Origin of the sequence: Longibacter sp., assembly GCF_051155795.1 — a bacterium.
Lineage (GTDB): Bacteria > Bacteroidota > Rhodothermia > Rhodothermales > Salinibacteraceae > Longibacter.
The window spans coordinates 1-21,109 of the sequence record NZ_DAXETW010000038.1; the positions used below are offsets into that span (position 1 = coordinate 1).

A 21,109-nucleotide genomic window follows, 5' to 3' on the forward strand; every position below is an offset into this window, starting at 1 on the left:
GCCCCCGCTACTGCCCCCCGAGGATGAGCGGAAGCCCGCCGGATTCGCTGCCGCCCACGACGACGACCTTCGAGTTGTTCGACTGCGCCAGTTCCCGCGTCGCTTCGATGCCCTTGAAGCGGAGGAAGGACGGGGATAGGCTCTCCGTGATGATCCGCTGGTACTCGGCTTCCCCTTCCGCCTCGATGCGCTTCCGCTCGGCCTCCAGCTTCTCTTTCTGCAGCGTGAACTCGTAGCGTTGCGCCTCCTGCTCCTCCTGCAGCTTGTTCTCGATCGCATTTTGGATCTGCTTGGGGAGACGCACGTCCCGGATCAGCACGGCCTCGACCGTCACGAACTCCGTTTCCACACCCTGACTGACGCGGGTGATCATCTCCGTCTGAAGCTCTTCGCGCTTGCTTGAATACAGCTCCTCCGGGGTAAAAAGGCCAACGACCTCGCGGGCCGCACTCCGCAGCTCCGGCTGGACGAGCTTCTTGTAGTAGTCCGTACCGTACGTCGTATGGAGCTGGGGAAGCTTCGTCGGATCCGGCTTCCAGCGTACCGACACGTCCATCCCGATCGACAGGCCGTTCGACGAGAGCGCGGTGATCTCCTCAAGTTGCTCCTGCACACGGACGTCGTAGCGGATGATGTCGACCCAGGGCGCGTGCACCTGGATGCCTTCGCCGACCGTGTCGTCGAGGTTCGTCCCGCCGAACACGCTGTACTTCACCGCCGCCTCACCGCTCTCGACTGTCGTGGACATGCATCCTGGGATCAGGATGGCGAAGAGAAGGAGCCCAAAGGCGGCGCCCCCGATGCGGAGGGCTCGTGTGAGATTCGGATAGCTGGCCATGATGCAAACGTGGGAGAGAGGATAGAAAGCGAACCGGTTCTGCTACGTCCCGATTGACGTGGGCGTTCGCGCCCAGCCCCGTCACACATCCAAAGCTTCACACCTTCACCCCTTCACACCTTCCCCACGCTGGAGCCCATCGCTTTTGTGCTGCAGGCGCACGTCGCGGCACTTCAGTTGCAGCGTCGTCCGGCCATTCCAGGTATTTTCCTCCACCGAATACAACAGCTCGATCGGCCAGTTATGGTCGAAGCCCTCGCGGACGACGTTGAGTTTGTTGCCCATGCCAAACCCGATGACGTCGTAGCTCCGGCCCCCGTCCGATGCTGCATCGCGCACCTGAAACTTCAAGTGGTTGCCGTCGCGCCCGACCGTACGGGGTTTGCCGTCCACCGCGAGGTTGTCAGAATGAAAGACCGGCGTAGCGTTCGCCGGCCCGTGGGGACCGAACTGCCGAAGAACCGCCCAGAATCGATCCTCGTGGGCGCCGAGGATCTCCAGTGGCATGGACGCGTCGACCTTGATCGCCGGCGTCAGCATCTCGGCCGTGATCCGACGACCCACCGCTTCATCGAACGCGTCGCGGAAAGCGTCGACGCGATCCTCCGGAAGCGACATCCCGGCCGCGTAGTCGTGCCCGCCGAACTGCGTCAGGACGTCCTCGCAGTCCGACAGCGCGTCGTACACGTTGACGCCGGAGATGGAGCGTGCGGACCCCTTCACCTCGTCGCCGTTGCGCGCGAGAAGGATCGCCGGCTTATGGAAGTGTTCGACCACGCTGGATGCGACGATGCCGATGATTCCGAGGTGCCAATCCGGCTTGTAGAGAACAAGGCCATGCGGCGTCCGGGACGTGATATGGCGCTCGGCCTTCTGGATAGCCTCCTGCTCAATCTGGTCGTTGATCTCGCGCCGCTCACGGTTCAATTCTTCCAACTCGCGGGCCATCGGCAGCGCGGTGTCGACGTCCGGGGCCAGCAGCAGGTCGACGGCCAGGTCGGCCTGCGCCATGCGACCGGCTGCGTTGATCCGCGGCCCGATGGTGAAGACGATTTTGCCGGTCGATGTGACGTCTGCCAAGTCGAGATCGGCGGTTTCCGCCATGGCCCGTAGGCCCGGACGCACCTGCTCTTTCTCCTGCAGAACGCGGAGGCCTTCGGCCATGAGCACCCGATTCTCCCCGTATAGAGGGACGATGTCGCTGGCCGTGGAGACCGCGAGCAGGTCCAGGTAGCCGAACGCGGCGTCCGGGGACTGCCCGAGCCGCTCGAGCGTCGCCTGCACAAGCTTAAACCCAACGCCGCAGCCGGAGAGCTCCTTAAAGGGGTACTCGCAGTCGGTCCGCTTTGGATCGAGCACGGCGACCGCTTCCGGGAGCTTCGCCTTCGGCGTATGATGATCGCAGATGATGAGATCCAGGCCCAGTTTGTGCGCGTAGGCGGCCTCATCCATCGCCGTTATGCCGCAATCCAGGGCGATGACGAGCCCCGCACCGAGGTCCCGGGCCCCTTCCAACCCGCGCGACCCGAGACCATAGCCGTCTTCGTAGCGATCCGGGATGAACACGTGCGCGTCCACGCCCTGCGAACGCAGAAAATCCGCCATCAGGGCCGACGCCGTCGTCCCGTCCACGTCGTAGTCCCCGTAAACCAGCACTGTCTCGCCCTGCTCAACGGCCTCCGACACGCGATCCGCGGCTACGTCCATGTCTTTCATCAGGAAAGGGTCGTGAAGCGCGTCCCGATCCGCACGGAAGAAATGTCGCGCTTCCTCGAACGAAGACACGTTCCGAAGAGCCAGTGCGCGCGCCAGTGCCTCCGGCAGCCCATTCAGCTCCTCCTGCAGAACGGAGACAACAGCCGCGTCATCAAGGGAGCGAAGTATCCAGCGATACGTCATAGAAACGGGTACGAAGGGGAACGTGCAACGGCGGAAGCGAAATCGGGAGATGAACCCGACCCACCCTTATATCTAAGACACACCCGGACCGGGATCATAACCCATCGTTGGGATTCTATCTGAATACGATATGGGACTGGACGGGCGGCGAAACCGAACAAGCAGCTCAAAGTGTATATTGTTGTACGTATGGTAATTTCGTCGCCTAATCGGCGCAAGCGGTGAGCAGGCGGAGGAGTCCCTCAGACCGTCCCGGATGAAACGCTCACCAACCGGATGCACTCGGCACATCCCTTGCTCTAGTCTTCATTCCTTTGACATTACGCGTCGTGCGTCTCTTTCGCACGCTGGAATCACCTTGCGTCAACCGTGAAGGGGCTCCCCGCGATTCGGGCCGATGTGCTCGATCCGCAACACCGTGGAGCGCGTCACTCGCCCCGAACGCATAATATTGTCGATTGCCCCGTCCCACGTGACGTCCTGTAGGCTCAGGCGGCGTTCTCGTTTCGTCGGTCCCGAACCGGTTCGGTCTCTTACATTCTGGCGAGGAAGTGGCCGCGACTGGTATTGATTCCGTTCGATTCTCCGTCTTTCGCGTCCTTCTTCCCCCCGGTTGCAGTGTGGCACGACCCGCCGGGCCGCAGATCCACGACCGCGCATCGATGAGCAAAACGGCCCGGTGGTGCGCGCTTCCGTTGACATGATTTCATGCGATTCTGCGTGGCCGCACGGCCGGTCCGTCACCGGCCTCGCCCCATTGTCGTTCGACGCATGGTTGCTGTTGCGTCGCCCCGTTCGCTGCCAGATATCGGCACGCCCAAACCTCGATTTTATCGATTCGAATGAAAATCTCCACGCTTCAAGAAAAGAAGCTCGACGAGCTCCGCGATATTGCCCGTGAGCTCGATCTCCGTGGGTTCAGCAAGCTCCGCAAGCAAGACCTGATCTACCGAATTCTGGAGGCGCAGGCAGAAGACGCTGCGCGGTCCGGGTCCCGCAACGGCTCCACAAACGGAGCGTCCCAAACGAAGGACGCGTCCTCAACCCGCTCCGGGAACGGCTCCGGAACGGGGGGGTCCTCCTCGGGTCGTGGAAATCGCCGGTCGGAGTCATCATCCGATGCGCCCCGGAAAAGCTCCGGCTCCAAACAGAGCCGACAGTCCGGACAGAAAGACGGGCGTTCGTCCCACGACGCCTCGTCCCGCCGGCGAAAGCAGCAGTCAGGCGGAAACCAGTCCCGTGGTTCGAAAAGGCAGGAATCATCGCAAAAGGCATCGCAGCCGACGGAGTCCAAATCGAAGGAGTCCAAACCGAAGGGGTCCGAGCAACAGGAGTCCGAGCAACAGGGCTCCGAACAGACGGGGAAGAAGGAGGGCAATGGCTCGAAGCAGCGGAATGGTTCGAAGAAGCAGTCCTCCGGGCGCTCCCGAGGCAACGGCTCGAAGAATCATTCTACGGGCAAGCAGAACTCGATTTATGCGGATCGGCCCGAGTACATGGCCGAGTACGACGCCGAAGACACCGAACTCCGCGGCATGATCGAAAAGGTCGGCCTGCTGGAGGTTCTTCCCGACGGCTACGGCTTTCTCCGGTCCGACGAGTACAACTTCGAGTCCAGCCCGGACGACATCTACGTCTCCCCGTCGCAGATCAAGAGGTTCGGCCTGCAGGATGGGGACACGGTCTTCGGGCAAGTACGCCCGCCCAAGGAAGGCGAGAAGTACTTTGCCCTCATTCAGGTGCACACCGTGAACGGGTGCAAGCCGGGCGAACTCGAAGAGCGCCGCGAGTTCGACTATCTGACCCCCATTTTCCCGAACAAGCGCCTGACGCTGGAAACCGGCGCAACCGAGTACGGGCAGCGCATTATCGACCTGTTCGCCCCGATCGGTATGGGCCAGCGTGGCCTGATTGTGGCTCCTCCGAAAGCCGGTAAGACGGTCCTCCTCCAGAAGATCGCGGCCGGCGTCACCGCCAACCACCCGGCCGCTCACCTTATCATGCTGCTCGTCGATGAGCGGCCGGAGGAAGTGACCGACATGGACCGCCACGTCGACGGGGAGGTCATCGCGTCCACGTTCGACTCGGACGCCGAGGAGCACGTAGAGATCGCCGAAACGGTGATGATGAAAGCCAAGCGTCTGGTTGAATCCGGCCAGGATGTCATCATTCTGCTCGACTCCATCCCCCGCCTCGCCCGGGCCCATAACGCGGTCGTACCGAGCAAGGGCCGGACGCTCTCCGGCGGTGTCGAGGCCGGTGCACTGCGCGGACCCAAGCAGTTCTTCGGCGCGGCGCGAAATGTGGAGGAAGGTGGCTCCCTGACCGTCATCGGTACGGCCCTGATCGACACGGGGAGCAAGATGGACGAAGTCATCTTTGAGGAATTTAAGGGCACCGGCAACATGGAACTGGTGCTAAACCGAACCATGGCCGACCGGCGCATCTATCCGGCCATCGACCTCATCAAGTCCGGCACCCGACGGGAGGAGCTCCTGATTTCCAAACCGCAGATGAAGCGGATCTGGGTACTCCGGAAGATTCTCGCGGATATGGATGCCATCGAGGCGATGCAATTCTTGCTCGATAAGATGGAGAGCACCGAGGACAACGACGACTTCCTCGCCACGATGAATTCGTAAGCAATGCATGTGCGGGAGCGTCGCCCGTACGCGTTCGTACATCCGTATCCATACCTGTCGCCGGCAGCGTGACGCGTTCCCCCGACCGGATCCGAGCCAAATGAACGAGGCCAGTATCTGACTCCCTGTGGAGGGGGGGTATGGCAGGGAACGACACGCAGGTACGTCCGGAATGGCGCCACCGGGCCGGTTCCAGTTAATGCACGATCCTGCCGATGACGACACGACGGGTTCGCAGGCGGAACGTCGTATGTATAAACGGAGTGCCTGACTCGGAGCCACCCCTCTCACCTCGCTTGTCGTCTGTATGTCCCGTCTTTTTTCTGCTCTCTCCGCCGGGCTGATCGTGCTCGCCCTGTCGATTCCGGCCATTGCTCAGACCCCGGCCTCGTCGCCCACTTCTGATCGCCCCTTCCTTCGTCACGCAGCGCTTTCACCCGACGGTTCAACCGTCGCGTTTTCGTATCAGGGCGACATCTGGACGGTGCCATCCGAGGGCGGCCGCGCGTTCCGCCTGACCGTGCACGAAGGCTACGAAGGGCATCCTCGCTGGAACGACGCCGGCACCCACATCGCCTTTACCAGTGACCGGCACGGCAACGACGATGTGTTCGTGATGACGGCCGACGGCAACGCCCCGCAACGGCTGACCTACCACTCCACCGATGACGTGGTCACCGATATCACCGCGGACGAGCGCATTCTGTTCAATACGGAGCGCACGTACGTGCAGGTAGAGCGGGAAAGCGAGGTCTACCACGTACCGATGGACGGCGGCATGCCGGATCGCCTTCTGGACGCGTTGGGCGACGGAGCACGTGAGTCGCCGGATGGCCGCTTCATCGTCATGGAACGCGGGAGCAACCGAACGACGCGGAGCGACTACCAGGGGCCGGCCAACCGGGACCTCTGGATCTACGACACCGAGGCCGAGACCTACCGGCAGATCACGCGCTACGACGGAAACGACTACGCCGCGGCCTGGGGCAACGAACGCACGCTGTACTTCATTAGCGACCGGGACGGCACCCGCAATCTGTACCGCCTCGCACTGGCAGAGAACGGTTCGACGAACGGCGACCCGGAGCAAATCACGGAGTTTGACGGCGACGGCGTCCGCACCCTTTCGGTCAGCGCCGACGGGCGCCTGGCAGCCTTTGAGCGTGAGACCGACATCTACACACTCGCGCTCGACGGTGGAACGCCGAGCATTCTAACCGTAGACGTTCCGCGGGATGCACGGACCGTCCCGGTCGAGCGGACGACGATATCAGAGCGTGCCCGCGAATTTGCGGTATCCCCGGATGCCTCCCAAATCGCCTACGTCGTTCGGGGCGAGATTTTCGTCACGGAAGTCGACACGGATGAGCCAGAGTCGAATCGGCTCACGCGCCACGCCAATCGCGACCGTGACGTGATCTGGATCGACGAGGAAACGGTTCTTTTCACGAGCGACCGGGAGGGGCAGTACGACGTCTACCGCCTCACCTCGACCGACGATGAGGCCGAGACGCTTTTTGAAAGCCTGGACCTGTCCATCGAACGGCTCACGTCGAGCGATGTAGATGAGCGCCACCTCGTACTTTCCCCGGACCGGTCCCGTGTGCTTTTCGTGCGTGGCCAGGGAACGCTCGTTTCGGCCATGCTGACGGAGAACGGTCTGGACGATCAAACGGTGCTGATAGACGGATGGGCCGCCCCGCAGGACGTCACCTTCAGCCCGGACGGTGAGTGGATCGCCTACTCGCAAGACGACCTCGATTTCAATGAAGAGGTTTTCATCCTGCCCGCAGACGGCGAGGGGGAGCCGGTCAACGTCAGCCAGCATCCGCGATCGGACGGGCATCCCGTGTGGAGCCCCGACGGGTCGAAACTGGGATTCGTGTCCGAGCGAAGCGGCAATGACACGGACATCTGGTTTGCCTGGCTGCGCGAAGCCGACTTCGAACGCACCAAGCGCGACTGGGAAGAAATTCAGGAAGCGAACGAAGACGACGACACGGACGGGGAGGAAGAGGAGACCATATCAGTCGACATCGACCTCGAGGACATCCACGAACGACTCGTTCGCGTGACCGCGATGCCCGGGAACGAAGATTCTCCCGTGATCGCCAAGGACGGCCAGACGTTTTACTTCGTCGCGGGCGAAGGGGGACGCACCACGACGTTCGATGAGTCTCCCGACCTTTTCAAGGTCCAGTGGGACGGCTCCGAACGGTCGCAGATTTCGCAGGGCGGCATTTCCCCGTCCGATGTCGTCCTCGGACCGAAGAAGTCTACGCTCTTCTTCCGACAGCGTGGGGGGCACCTGGCCCGGCTCGCCGAAAACGGCTCGGACGTAGAGTCGCTCCCGTTTGCCGCGCACATGACGGTGGATCGCAGCGCGGAGCGCATGCAGATCTTCGAAGAGGCCTGGCGATCGATCCAAAACGGCTTTTACGACCCGGAGCACCATGGGGTAGACTGGACCCGGCTGAAAGACAAGTATCGCCCATGGGTCCGACGTGCCTCCACCACGCGCGACCTGGCCACGATCATGAATCTCATGCTCGGTGAGGTGAACGCCAGCCACATGGGCTTCTACCCGGCGGCTCAGTTCGGCAACGACGGTGTGGAGACCGGGCTGCTCGGCGTGGAGATTGACCCGGTCGATGCCGGCGCACGGGTCGTCCGCGTTGTGCCACGCAGCCCGGCGGCCCGGTCCATCAGCCGCCTCCGCGAGGGCGACATCATCTTGTCGGTGAATGGCACCTCCGTAGCAGAGACCGGCAACCTTTACGCCCTTCTGGAAGGCACGGCGGGAGAGCGAACCCTGCTCCGGGTGCAGGACGCCGATGGGGACGAGCGCACTGTCCGGATCCGTCCGACCGACGACCTCGACGATCAGCTCTACCGGGAGTGGGTCGAAGACCGCCGCGCCCTCACGGAAGAGTACTCCAACGGGCGTCTCGGCTACATCCACATCGAGGGGATGAATTGGGAGAGCTTCGAACGCTTCGAACGGGAGCTCGTCGCCAGCGCAGGCGACAAGGAGGGGCTGCTGATCGACGTCCGCTTCAACGGCGGCGGCTGGACGACGGACTACCTCATGACGGTGCTGACGGTTCGACGGCACGCCTACACCGTTCCGCGCGGCGCAGTCAACGACATTCAGAACCACGAGCAGTTCCGCGAGCACTACCCGTTCGGTGAACGCCTGCCCTACGCCGCCTGGACGAAGCCGGTGGCCGCGCTCTGCAATCAGAACAGCTACTCGAACGCGGAGATATTCTCCCATGCGTTCAAGCAGTTCGACCTTGGGCCGCTCGTCGGTACGCCGACCTTCGGCGCGGTCATCTCCACGGGCGGCGTCCGCCTGATCGACGGCTCGTTCGTCCGGCTTCCGTTCCGCGGATGGTGGGTCTACGAAACGAACGCCAATATGGAAGGAACGCCCGCCACCCCGGATGTCACGGTTGAAAATGCCCCTGACCATCGGGCGAAGGGGACGGATGCACAGCTGCGGCGAACCGTCGAGGAGCTGTTACGCGGGATCGATGGCGAACAGGCCTCCAGCGCTCCAGACCGCCGCGACGCGGAGACGGACCGCTCCGGTCGCTAGCCGACCCCCACCGGGCCAAATCCCTCCCTGGGATCATCTCCGGTGGAGGGAACCGTACGGCTGCATCCGTGTGGTAAACGATTGGTCTTAAGTGCATATTGCAACCTAACTTCTTTGTCCCGGCATGTCCCAGAACGTCAAGCTGTCTGCCATCTTGTTCGACATGGACGGCGTCCTCGTCGACGTCTCCCGCTCGTATCGACGCGCCATCGAGGAGACGGTCGAGCATTTCACCGGACGAAAGATCGGGGCCAACACGGTGCAGCGATACAAGAACTACGGCGGCTTCAACGACGACTGGAAGCTGACGCACGCGATCATCACCGACACGGCTATGGAGGTGCCGCTCAGTCGGGTGATCGAGGAGTTTCAGAACCGCTATCGCGGGGAAAACTGGGATGGCGTTATCACCGAAGAGACGCCGCTGATCTCCGAAGCCTCACTCCAGGCACTGAACACGGAGGAACGCATTATGGGGATCGTCACCGGTCGCCCGGAAGAAGAAGCCGAGTGGACACTCGACCACTTTGGCTGGAAGAAGTACTTCCCCCTCCTGGTCGGGAAGGAAAAGCAGGGGGAGCGGCCGAAGCCCCATCCGTTCCCGCTCAATCACTCCCTGACGATCCTCGCCGCCGCCGGACGGGACGTCTCGCCAAAGGAGTCCGTCTACATCGGCGACTCGGTCGACGACATGGAGTCCGCGCGGAAGGCCGGTATGTGGGCCGTCGGCATTGTACCGCCGTACGTCGATGAAGACGAACACGCCCCGCTTCTCCGCGAACGTGGCGCGCACCTCGTTCTGCAGGATCCCAACGAGTTGCCCGACCTCTTCAACCGCTTCGGCGAAGCCCTCGCCGCGCACTCTCACGCCTGACCGCAATACGGCCGTACATTGTAGTTGTACCCAAACGGCAATCCTGGCCTCCTCGGCCCGGGGTTGTCGTTTTAGTGTTTATGCGTTAATGCGTTGGGGCGTTGAGGCGTTGGGGCGGGATGCGTTAGAGGATTGGGGATTGAGGATGTTCAGCGGGGGCCTCGAACGCCGTGGCCCGAATCGCATCAGCCAGAAACCTGGAACCCAGAACCCGACCCCCGGAACCCAAAACGCTGAACTCTGAACCTTGAACCCTGAACGTTTTTCCAAACCGCTAAAACCCCGGATCCGGGCGGGGCTCGTCCACGACGATCTCCACGCGTCGGTTGCGCTCCCGCCCCTCACGGGTTTCGTTGCTCGCCACGGGCACCTGCGGACCGTACGCTCCGATCTCCAGCGTAGGCGTCTGGATGCCGTGCTCCGTGTTCAGGTAGTGGGCGACCGCCGCAGCGCGTTGTGCGGAAAGGTACCAGTTGCTCGGGTAAATTCGTCGCAGGCTGTCTCCGATCGGCACGTTGTCGGTGTAGCCCTTGATGCGAAACGCCCGTCCGTCATACTGCTGGTTAATCGTCTGCGCCAGCTCGTCCATCGCGCGCTTGCCTCGATCCGTCAGCCAAGCACTGCCGGACGGGAAGTAGACGAACGGCTCCAGCGTGGTCCCGCGTTCGCCGGGCGGCCGCTCGACGCCGGCGCGAATCGAATCCCGCAAACGCTCAACCGTCGTTTCCAGATCGTCGTTGACGGTCGTCAGCGAGTCGACGTGCGCCCGCAGCGACGACACCTCATTGCTTCCGCAGGCAGCGAGAGAGACAGAGAGAATCCCGGCGAAACCGAGCAACAGGATGGAGCGGATGGTGGAAGCGCGCATGCAGAAAAACGTGATGTAAGATCGGAGAACCGAGTTCAAAGCCGGCGGCATGGTCAGGCCGGATCACTGCGAATCTACTGGAGATCTCTGACGGATGCCAGTGTCAGAGGTGCATCTGCATGCTCCCGGCCGCACGGTCTACCCGATGGCGTGGCAGCGCGTGTCTATCGCGCGGGTCAAGCATCCCCGGCCAGGACGCCGCGAATCGTCCCCTCCACCCGGTCCATGTGCCGCTTCAGCGTGTCGTACCCGATGTGCCGGCGAGCAACGGGCCACCGCGCCCAGGCCACACGGTGGATCCCCTCCCGCCGCTCCGGCTCAAACGATCGCTCCGGCGTCTGCATCAGGTACCAGTTCGTGATCTTGACGTCGAAGGCATCGCCGTTCGGATACGCGTGATGGGTCGTCCCCAGGGGATGGCGGATCGTCAGATCATCGATGCCGACCTCCTCCTGAACCTCGCGAACGGCACACGCCTCGATCGTCTCGCCGGGGTCAAGCTTGCCTTTAGGTAAATCCCAGACGCCGCGGCGATGAATCAGAAGAAGGACCGGTTCGCCGTCTACGGAGCGGATGACGTACCCGCCGCCGGCCCGTACGATGCCGGGTGCGCGGTACGGATCCACATTCCGTATGGCTCCGGGCGGCACTGCATCCGTCTTGATGGTCCGACCGGTGGCCCGCTTGGGCGGATGGTCCATGCGCGACGTATCGACCACATACACGCGATCTGCCCCTCTCGGGACGTCGTCCAGCGCCAGAAAGAGAGTCAGGTCATCCCCCTCCGAAGCGCGCAGTCCCTCCCGGCAGACGGTGTCCAGGTCCTCCCGATACGGTGCCGACGGGGCGAAAAGCAGCATGGCTAAGAAGACAGGTGAGCGAACGAGCGGCGCGACCTACGCTACTGGTGCCGCCGGATAATAGTTCGTTCTGCTGGCACACACTGTGGGATGTGCCCCCTGTTATGGAAGAACGATGTAACTTCGGGAACCGACTCTTTTCGTAGGAAATAGTTTTTTCCTCTCCTGCCTGGTTGATTCTCACGCTCCAACTGTCCATGTCGATCGAGACCATCATCGTATTCGCCCTGCTCGTCGTGGCGATGGTGCTGTTCGTGTCCGATCGCGTCTCCTTCGACGTTACCGCCGTCATCATTCTATCGTCGCTGATGCTGACGGGAATCGTGACGCCGGAAGAAGGTCTGTCGGGCTTCAGCAATGCCGCCACGGTCACCATCGGGGCGATGTTTGTCCTGAGCGAGGGCCTGCGACGAACAGGCGTGCTGCGCTACCTGAGCAGCCTGTTTGCCGATGTCGGCGGGGGTAATTTTTCGATGACCGTGGGCTTCATGATGGTCGTCATCGCTGTCGTCTCCGCCTTCATCAACAACACGGCGGCCGTTGCCATCTTCATCCCAGTGGTCATCGGGCTCTCGAATCACCTCGGCGTGAGCGCCTCGAAGCTGCTCATGCCACTCTCTTTTGCGTCGATGTTCGGCGGCGTCTGCACGCTGATCGGCACCTCCACGAACATCCTCGTCAGTTCGATCGCGGAGTCGCACGGCGCCGAACCGTTCGGCATGTTCGAGTTCACCGCCCTCGGGCTCATCTTCGCGGTTGTCGGCGGCATCTATACGTTTTTCGTCGGCATCCCGATGATTCCCGCGCGACGGACGGGGAAAGACCTTACATCCGACTACGAGATGCAGGAATACCTGACGGATGTGGTTCTGACCGAGGAAAGCCCGCACGTCGGCGAAACCGTCGAAGAGTCCGCGCTAACCGAAGACCTCGATCTCGACATCCTGCAGGTTTTCCGAGGCCCGCACGAACCCGTGCAGCGCGACCGGGAGGCCCCGCTCGAAGCGGGCAACGTACTCCGGATCCGGGGCGGCGTCGAGGAGATCGAGAAGCTACTCGAACGCGAAGATATCGCCCTTCGGCCGGCGCGCGACTGGTACGACGTCGACCTGGAGGGCGGACCGGACAAGCTCGTCGAGGCGGTTGCAGCCCCGGACTCCGCGCTCGAATCGGAGAGCATCGGAGCCGTGGACTTCCCCGAGCGCTTTGGTGCCGTCCCCCTCGCCATTCGGCGCCACGGCAGCCTGCAACAGGAGCAACTGGAGGAAGTGCGCCTCTCGGGCGGCGATTCCGTCCTGCTGAATATCGACGAGGAGCGCGCATCCGACATCGAGCGTGATCCGTCGTTCGTCCTTGCGACGGAGGTGGACGTGCAACCGTACAGGGAAAGCCGCACGCCGATTGCCATCGGCATCCTCGTCGCGGTGGTGCTCCTCGCCGCCTTCGACATCATCCCGATCGTCGTGAGTGCGGTCGCCGGGTGCGTTGCCATGGTGCTGACGGGCTGCCTGTCCACGGAGGAAGCGTACCAGGCGATCAACTGGAAGATCATCTTCCTCCTCGCCGGCGTCATCCCGCTCGGCACGGCCATGGAAAACACCGGCGCGGCCGGCATTCTGTCTTCCACCCTCATCGATGTGCTCGGCCCCATCGGGCCGACGGCCGTGCTCTCGGGCTTCTTCTTCCTGTCGATGATGCTGACGAACATCATCTCGAATCAGGCCACGGCTGCACTGCTCGCACCCATCGCCCTACAGACCGCCGCTACGCTCGGCATCGACAGTCGTCCGCTCCTGATGGCCATCACCTTCGCGGCGTCACTCAGCTTCATGACGCCCGTCGGCTACCAGACCAACACGATGATCTATGGACCCGGACAATACAAATTCACGGACTTCACTAAAGTCGGAACCCCGCTGAACCTCATTCTCTGGGTGATGGCGACGTTCTTGATCCCTTGGATCTGGCCGTTTTGATGCCCAGCGTTCCTGTCTGCCTTCACTTGACATTGGTACCGACCGGAATGAAATGCGTATCACCGGACCTTAGGCGCAGGTGACGCATCGGCGGCGGACAGCGCGACGGGTGAGCCGATCCTGCCGTCTGCTCCGGCAGGCTCTTTGCGCATCGCGTGCCTGATGCCCATCTTGATGCTGCCGGGTCGTACCCCCCGTCCGACTCTTTTCGCTCACTGCGCACCTGGACTCATGCGGAACCGGATCGCCGCCTGGATCCGCTATACATTCTCCTCCTCATCGTGGGTGCGGACCTACGATGTAGATACCGCTCGCGCAGACATGGTGGCCGGGCTAACGGTCGGTGTCATGCTGATCCCCCAGGGGATGGCCTACGCCGTGATTGCGGGGCTGCCGCCCATCTACGGGTTGTACGCGGCCCTCGTCCCGACGCTTGCGTACCCGATCCTGGCGTCCTCCCGCCAGCTGGCGATGGGGCCAACAGCCATCGATATGCTCATCGTCGCGGCCGGGGTCGCACCCGTTGCAGCCATGGGGAGCGACGAATACGTCGTGCTGGCGATCCTCCTCGCCGCCATGGTGGGTCTGATCCAGATCGGGATGGGGGCGGCAAAGCTCGGCTTCGTAGCCAACCTCCTGTCCCGGCCCGTCATCACCGGGCTCACGACCGCGGCCGCGCTCATCATCGGCTTCAGCCAGCTCGGCAACCTTCTCGGCATCGACCTGGCCAACTCGCAGTACATCCACCGGCTCCTCATCGATGCGGCGCAGAACCTCAGCGAGGTCCACGTCCTCTCCCTCGCCATCGGCGTCGGCTGCATCGCCGTTCTGGTGGCGTTGCCCCGCATCCAGCCGCTGATCCCGGAAGCGCTCGTCGTGGTCGTCGTCGCCACCGCCCTCAGCTACGGCTTCGGGTTCGACGTAGAAGGGGTCGAGGTGGTCGGCTCCATCCCGACAGGGCTGCCTCACCTGGATATTCCAAGCCTGTCCCCGTCTGACTGGCGATCGCTCTTCCCCGCCGCACTCACGCTGGCGCTCGTTCAGTTCATGAAAAACATTTCGCTGGGCCGCGTCTTCGCCCGGCGCCACCGCTACACGATCGACGCCAACCAGGAGCTTCTGGCCATGGGAACGGCCAACTTGCTGGGAAGCTTCGCGCAGGGCATCCCCGCCTCCGGCAGTTTCTCGCGCTCGGCGGTCAACGACCAGGCGGGCGCACGCACCCCCGCAGCCAATATTTTCGCTGCGATCATCATCGCGCTCACCCTGCTGCTACTGACCGGCCTCTTCTACTTCCTGCCGGTGCCGGCGCTTGCCGCCATCATCATGGTCGCCGGGTTCGGACTGATCGACCTGCGCGAAGTGCGCGAACTCTTCGAGGCCCGGCGGCGGGACGGCTACATCGCGCTCTTCACCGCGATCTGCACCCTGGTCATCGGCATCCAGGAAGGCATCCTCCTCGGGATCGGCGCCTCCGTCGTGATGGTGCTGTACCGCATCAGCCGCCCAAACGTAGCGGAGCTCGGCCACGTCCCCGGCACGCGTCTCTTCCGAGACATCGAGCGGTTCGACAACGCACAGCGCATCAAAGACATCATGGTGCTGCGCGTGGATGCCGCCTTCTCGTTCGCCAACGCCGAGTACTTCAAGGACTTCATCCTGGAAAAGAGCGAGCGCGAGGGGCGACGCATCCGGGCCGTGGTCGTGGACGGCACCAGTATCAACGACCTCGACACCACGGCCATCGAGGCCCTGGAGGTCACCATCGAAACCCTGGAAGACCAGGGCATCGAGCTGCACCTGACCGGCCTCATCGGCCCGGTCCGGGAGGTCGTGCGCCGCTCGGGCCTCCACTCGGTGATCGGGGAAGAACATTTCCACATGGAGCCGCACGAGGCCGTCATCGATATCCTCCGTCGATGGGACAAGGATGATTACGACGACGACGATGAGCGCATCGCGCGCTACCTGGAAACGCTGGATGAAGAGCGGAAAACGTCCACGCCCGCCGCTTCCTGACGGGCCGCATCGGACCCTGCGGCGTAACGCGCCGGAGCGGTCGCGCTGCAGGCTCGCCCCCAACCACCAGTGACGCAGGGATCTCAAGCTCGTACGATCGCCGTTCGCCGCGCCGCGTCCCTTTCAGCATCGCTGTGTTTACCGTCATCTCCGCAGCGCGTCCCTCCCTTCGGCACCGCATCCTCCCTCGCATTTGCCCGACCGCGCCTAGCGCGACACGATCGAGGCCACTGCCGTCGATGAAAATCGGGCCACGCCATTCACAGAAACTTGAAAAGTGTGTCCAATCTCGCTACATTCGTTCACAGGACCTTCACCATGTCGCGAATCGGAGCCCCGACCCCGCCATGAGCCCCTTGACCCGACGTACCCTCTATCTCTCCGTTGCCCTACTGGTCTGGACGGTTGGCAACGCCATGGCCCAGCTTCCGTCGAATAACCTCGAGGGCACCTGGCGCATGATCTCGCAGGAGCGGGTCTACCCGGACTCAACGGTTGACACCAGCGAGGAATGGGGCGCCAATTATAAAATCCTGAACTCCACCCACTTCGCGTGGGGCCGGGAGACGAAGGACGGGGAGGAGGTCCTTGCCGGAGGCGGCCGATACGAATACCACCCGGACCGCAACATCTACGTCGAGCACATCGAGTACCACTCCTCGCCGGGCTTTCAGGACGTGAGCCTGCGATTCGAAGCCCGTGTGGAAGGCAATCGCTGGATCCACGTCGGCGACGTCGGGTCGTACAAACTCCGGGAGGTCTGGGAACGCGTCGACCCGAAAGAGGCCGAGCAGGAGACGGAGAACGCGTCGCCGGTCGGGGCCGGAAACTGACCGGAACTGCACCGTTCTTTCCCAAAGCCATGCAATTACCGGGCAACGTTTCTTCAGGAGATTGCGTTTACACCCCCTCTGATCTCTTTACGCTCTCCTTTTTTGCCCGGAATGGCTGACCTGCTGCAGACGTTGCGCGACCTCTGTGCCCGACGGATCCTTGTCCTCGACGGCGCAATGGGAACGATGATCCAGCGCCACGACCTCACGGAGGCGGACTTCCGGGGCGAGCGATTCGCCGACCTGGATGGCGACGTGCAGGGCAACAACGACCTGCTCTCGATCACCCGCCCCGATATCATCGGAGAGATCCACCGCGAATATCTCGCCGCGGGGTCGGACATCATCGAGACGAACACGTTTAGCGCGACATCGATTGCCCAGGACGACTACGACCTCTCGCACATCGCGCGAGACCTGAACGTGGCGAGCGCGAGGATTGCGCGTGAGGCCGCAGATGAGTTTTCAACCGAGGACAAGCCGCGCTTCGTCGCCGGCGCGATCGGTCCAACGAACAAGACGCTGTCGGTCTCTCCGGACGTAAACGATCCGGGCTACCGCGACGTCACGTTCGACAAGATCCACGACGCGTACCTTGAGCAAGCGCGAGCTCTCGTTGAGGGCGGCGTCGACATCCTCCTTGTCGAAACGGTCTTCGACACGCTCAACTGCAAGGCCGCGCTCGTGGCCCTTCAGGACCTGTTCAATGAACTCGGTCGCGAACTGCCGGTCATGATCTCCGGCACCGTCGTCGACATGAGCGGGCGGACGCTCTCCGGCCAAACCCCCGCGGCCTTCTACGAGAGCGTGTCGCACATGTCGAGCCTCCTGAGCGTGGGCCTGAACTGCGCCCTGGGCTCGAAGCAAATGCGTCCTTTCATCGAAGAGCTATCCGATGCCGCAGAGTGCCTGACGAGTCTCTACCCGAACGCGGGTCTACCCAACGAATTCGGCGGCTACGACGAAACGCCGGACTTCATGGCGGAGCAACTCGACGACTACGCCGCGGAGGGCTGGGTCAATATCGTCGGCGGATGCTGCGGTACGACCCCCGACCACATCGAGGCCTTCGCACAGGTGGCCGCTGACCACACGCCGCGTACGCCCTCCGACCGAACCACGACGCTGCGCGTCAGCGGACTGGAACCCCTCGCGCTCACGCCGGACCTCGGATTCGTCAATATCGGCGAACGTACGAACGTAACCGGGTCCCGGCGCTTCCGCGAGCTCATCAAGAACGACGACTACGAAACCGCCATCAGCGTGGCACGCCAGCAGGTCGAGAACGGCGCGCAGATGGTCGACGTCAATATGGACGAGGGGATGCTCGACTCCGCCGAGGCCATGAAGACGTTCCTTCAGTTGATCGCGGCCGAACCGGACATCGCCCGCGTGCCGATCGTCATCGACTCCTCCAAGTGGGAGGTCATCGAAACCGGCCTGAAGTGCGTCCAGGGCAAAGCCGTCGTCAATTCGATCTCGCTCAAGGAAGGCGAAGAGGAATTCCTCGAGCACGCACGCCTCTGCCGGAAGTACGGCGCGGCCGTGATCGTGATGGCGTTCGACGAAGACGGTCAGGCGGACACCTACGAGCGGAAGATCGAGATCTGCGAACGCGCGTACCGCCTGCTCGTGGACGAGGTCGACTTTCCGCCGCAGGACATCATCTTCGACCCGAACGTTTTCGCGCTCGCGACCGGCATTCAAGAGCACAATGAGTACGGTACCTCGTTCCTGGATGCGGTACGCTGGATCAAGGAGAACCTGCCGCACGCCCGGACATCGGGCGGACTGTCGAACGTGAGCTTCTCCTTCCGGGGGAATAACCCGGTGCGGGAAGCCATGCACACCATCTTCCTGTACCACGCCATTCAGGAAGGCCTGGACATGGCGATCGTGAATGCGGGGCAGATCGAGGTCTACGACGAGATCGACCCCGACCTCCGTGACCGCATTGAGGACGTCGTCTTTAACCGCCGGGAGGATGCCACCGAGCGACTCGTCAACATCGCGGAAGAGATTGCCGAACGCGACACCGGTGAAGCAGCCGAACAGGAAACGGCTGCGTGGCGGGAAGAGCCCGTCGAGGACCGCATCGAGCACGCACTGGTCAAAGGCATCCTCGACCACATCGTCGAGGACACGGAGGAGGCCCGGCAGAAATATCCGGCCCCCCTCGAGGTGATCGAAGGGCCGCTGATGGACGGCATGAACGTGGTCGGTGACCTGTTCGGGGACGGGAAGATGTTTCTGCCTCAAGTCGTCAAGAGCGCCCGCGTGATGAAAAAGGCGGTGGGCTACCTGCGGCCCTATATCGAGGAGGAGAATGCCGCGGAAGATGCACGTCGCGAGGCCGCCGGTGAGGCTCCGCGCGAGGACCGCGACACGCCGACCGTCCTTCTTGCAACGGTGAAAGGGGACGTCCATGACATCGGGAAGAACATCGTCGGCGTCGTTCTCCAGTGCAACGGCTACGACGTGGTCGACCTCGGCGTCATGGTACCCGCACAGAAGATCCTGGAGGAAGCACGAAAGCACGACGCGGACATCATCGGGCTGTCCGGGCTGATCACACCCAGCCTCGACGAAATGGTGCATGTCGCCAAGGAGATGGAGCGCGAAGGATTCGACGTGCCGCTTCTGATCGGCGGCGCCACCACGTCGGAAATCCATACCGCCGTTAAGATCTCCGAGCATTACAGCGGACCCGTTATCCACGTGCTCGACGCGTCGAGAAGCGTGAACGTAGCGGGCAACCTGCTCGCGGAGAATCTGCGAGACGCGTTCCTGGGCGACGTGAAAAAGAAATACGAGAAGCTCCGCAAGCGGCACGCCCGGCGCAACGGTAAGAAGACGCACCTCTCCCTCGAGGAAGCCCGTGCGAATCGGTTCACCTGTGACTGGGAGGACGTCCCGATCACGCGGCCTGCCAAACTCGGGACGACGGTCCTCCCGAAGGTGCCGCTTTCAACGCTCCGCGACTACATCGACTGGACGCCCTTCTTCATTGCCTGGGACCTGAGCGGATCGTTCCCGCGCATCCTGGAGGATGACGAAAAAGGCGACGAGGCACGCCGGCTCTACAACGACGCGAACGCCCTGCTGGACCAACTCGACACCCGCCAGCAGCTAACGTGCAACGGCATCTTCGGGCTGTTCGCCGCCAACAGCGTGGGCGACGATATCGAACTTTACACGGACGATTCGCGCACGGAGGTCGCCGCGACGTTCCACACGCTACGGCAGCAAACGGAGAAAGCATCCGGCCACCCGAACCGGGCCCTCGCCGACTACGTCGCGCCGAAAGAGACGGGCATCAAGGATTACGTCGGTGCCTTCGCCGTCACCGCCGGGCTCGGGCTTCAGCCCCTCGTCGATGCCGCCACGGATAACGATGACGACTACCGCGCCATCATGCTGCAGGCCATTGGTGACCGACTGGCGGAGGCTTTTGCAGAATACATGCACGAGCGCGTCCGACGGGACGACTGGGGCTACGCGCCGGACGAGGACCTCGACAACCAAGCGCTGATCCGGGAAAACTATCGCGGCATCCGTCCTGCCCCTGGCTACCCCGCCTGCCCGGACCACACGGAAAAGCCGCTGATGTGGGACCTGCTCGGCGTGGAGAAGCACACGAGCATCTCGCTCACAGAGAATCTTGCAATGTATCCGGGTGCGTCGGTTTGCGGGATTTACTTCGCCCATCCGGAGGCGAGTTACTACAACGTCGGCACGCTGGAGCGCGACCAGGTCGCTGATTATGCCGAGCGCAAAGGGATGGAGGTCGCGGAGATGGAGCGGTGGCTGGCGTCGCGCCTTGCCTACGACGCCGACGACGCCGTGGATGCGGACGAACTGCCGGTCTCGGGCGACGGCGCGACGGTGACAGAACCGGAAACGCCCGCCGGTGCTTGATGCCGGTGGATTCGGACGAGTGGACGAGACGAGGGTGTTCAACCCAGGGACTGGGGGTGTGCGGCCCGACGTGCCTGACACGAACACCTGATCCCCAGACTGCACGCCGTAGCGATCCGGATTTTTCCGGGCTCGTGCCCTCGGCTCTTATGTTCACGTTTCGAGTTGTGGAACTGACGATCTGAGTCGTGTACGAACAATTCCAAAAAGTGCTGACGGACTTCGTTCCGTCCCTGACAGCCGAAGACGGGGAAATGCTCAAGCAGCTTGCATCTCCATCTCAATTGACGGCTGGAGAGGCACTCGTACGTGAAGGCGAGCAGGGAAAGCAGGTGGCCTTCATCAATCATGGAGCTGTTTTCTACTCTACGCTCCGCGACGGAAGGCGCAATGTTGTAGGCTTCGACTTTGAACACAGCATGGCCGGCGACTTCCGTAGTTTCTTCGAGAACGTACCGGCGACGAAGACGGTGACGGCGCTCGAAGACTGCGAAATTCTGACCCTGACCCGTGCACAGTTCGAAGCGCTCGTCGAAGCCAATCCGGACATAAGCATGCTCCGGTCAACCATCGCGGAGGAGCTTTTCAAAGGAGCAGAGATGCGCGTGGTTGAGATGCAGTCGTTCTCAGCCGAAGAGCGATATCGACGCTTACTGGACCGAAGTCCACACTTGCTTCAACGCGTTCCGCTGTATCTGCTTGCTTCGTACATCGGCGTCACGCCAGAAGCACTGAGCCGCATCCGACAGCGACTCAGCGCTGGTGGTCGTCTGTAAGAGCA

12 protein-coding genes are annotated in these 21,109 nt (G+C 62.6%); 8 read left to right on the plus strand and 4 right to left on the minus strand.

The annotated features are described in order from the left end of the window. Window positions 1–7 precede the first annotated feature (7 nt). Window positions 8–838 (minus strand): prohibitin family protein, encoded by an 831-nt coding sequence (locus ACFCU0_RS05120; protein ID WP_434972590.1) that lies wholly within the window; start codon window positions 836–838, stop codon window positions 8–10. Window positions 839–943: 105 nt separating this feature from the next. Beyond that, window positions 944–2,737 (minus strand): single-stranded-DNA-specific exonuclease RecJ, encoded by a 1,794-nt coding sequence (gene recJ / locus ACFCU0_RS05125; protein ID WP_434972591.1) that lies wholly within the window; start codon window positions 2,735–2,737, stop codon window positions 944–946. Between the two features lie 842 nt (window positions 2,738–3,579). Between recJ and rho the strand changes: the two genes are divergently transcribed. The 3 genes from rho (at window position 3,580) to ACFCU0_RS05140 (ending at window position 9,854) form a co-directional block, all read left to right on the plus strand. Beyond that, complete coding sequence (gene rho / locus ACFCU0_RS05130) at window positions 3,580–5,379, plus strand: transcription termination factor Rho (protein WP_434972592.1); 1,800 nt, start codon at window positions 3,580–3,582, stop codon at window positions 5,377–5,379. A 307-nt stretch (window positions 5,380–5,686) separates the two neighbouring features. Then, the gene (locus ACFCU0_RS05135; RefSeq protein WP_434972593.1) at window positions 5,687–8,980 is read left to right on the plus strand and encodes a S41 family peptidase; all 3,294 of its coding nucleotides are present in this window, start codon (window positions 5,687–5,689) and stop codon (window positions 8,978–8,980) included. 124 nt (window positions 8,981–9,104) lie between these two features. After that, complete coding sequence (locus ACFCU0_RS05140; RefSeq protein ID WP_434972594.1) at window positions 9,105–9,854, plus strand: TIGR01548 family HAD-type hydrolase; 750 nt, start codon at window positions 9,105–9,107, stop codon at window positions 9,852–9,854. Between the two features lie 274 nt (window positions 9,855–10,128). Here the strand turns inward: ACFCU0_RS05140 and ACFCU0_RS05145 are convergent, their stop codons facing one another. Together ACFCU0_RS05145 and ACFCU0_RS05150 are read right to left on the minus strand one after the other, a co-directional pair. Beyond that, on the minus strand, window positions 10,129–10,722 hold the full coding sequence (locus ACFCU0_RS05145) for an OmpA/MotB family protein (protein ID WP_434972595.1): 594 nt from the start codon (window positions 10,720–10,722) through the stop codon (window positions 10,129–10,131). 176 nt (window positions 10,723–10,898) lie between these two features. Further along, window positions 10,899–11,582 carry an NUDIX hydrolase gene (locus ACFCU0_RS05150; protein WP_434972596.1) on the minus strand — a complete coding sequence of 228 codons (684 nt, stop codon included), beginning with the start codon at window positions 11,580–11,582 and terminating at the stop codon, window positions 10,899–10,901. 197 nt (window positions 11,583–11,779) lie between these two features. On the opposite strand from ACFCU0_RS05150, the gene ACFCU0_RS05155 reads away from it, so the two are divergent. The 5 genes from ACFCU0_RS05155 to ACFCU0_RS05175 all read left to right on the plus strand — a co-directional run bounded on the left by ACFCU0_RS05155 (window position 11,780) and on the right by ACFCU0_RS05175 (window position 21,104). Further along, on the plus strand, window positions 11,780–13,558 hold the full coding sequence (locus tag ACFCU0_RS05155) for an SLC13 family permease (RefSeq protein WP_434972597.1): 1,779 nt from the start codon (window positions 11,780–11,782) through the stop codon (window positions 13,556–13,558). A gap of 231 nt (window positions 13,559–13,789) precedes the next feature. Next, on the plus strand, window positions 13,790–15,577 hold the full coding sequence (locus tag ACFCU0_RS05160; RefSeq protein WP_434972598.1) for a SulP family inorganic anion transporter: 1,788 nt from the start codon (window positions 13,790–13,792) through the stop codon (window positions 15,575–15,577). A gap of 347 nt (window positions 15,578–15,924) precedes the next feature. Then, the gene (locus tag ACFCU0_RS05165) at window positions 15,925–16,410 is read left to right on the plus strand and encodes a hypothetical protein (RefSeq protein WP_434972599.1); all 486 of its coding nucleotides are present in this window, start codon (window positions 15,925–15,927) and stop codon (window positions 16,408–16,410) included. 111 nt (window positions 16,411–16,521) lie between these two features. Next, window positions 16,522–20,328, plus strand: a complete 3,807-nt coding sequence (metH, locus tag ACFCU0_RS05170; protein ID WP_434972600.1) for a methionine synthase — start codon at window positions 16,522–16,524, stop codon at window positions 20,326–20,328. A 188-nt stretch (window positions 20,329–20,516) separates the two neighbouring features. Further along, entirely contained in the window at window positions 20,517–21,104 is a 588-nt protein-coding gene (locus ACFCU0_RS05175) for a Crp/Fnr family transcriptional regulator (RefSeq protein ID WP_434972601.1), read from the plus strand. Window positions 21,105–21,109 lie beyond the last annotated feature (5 nt).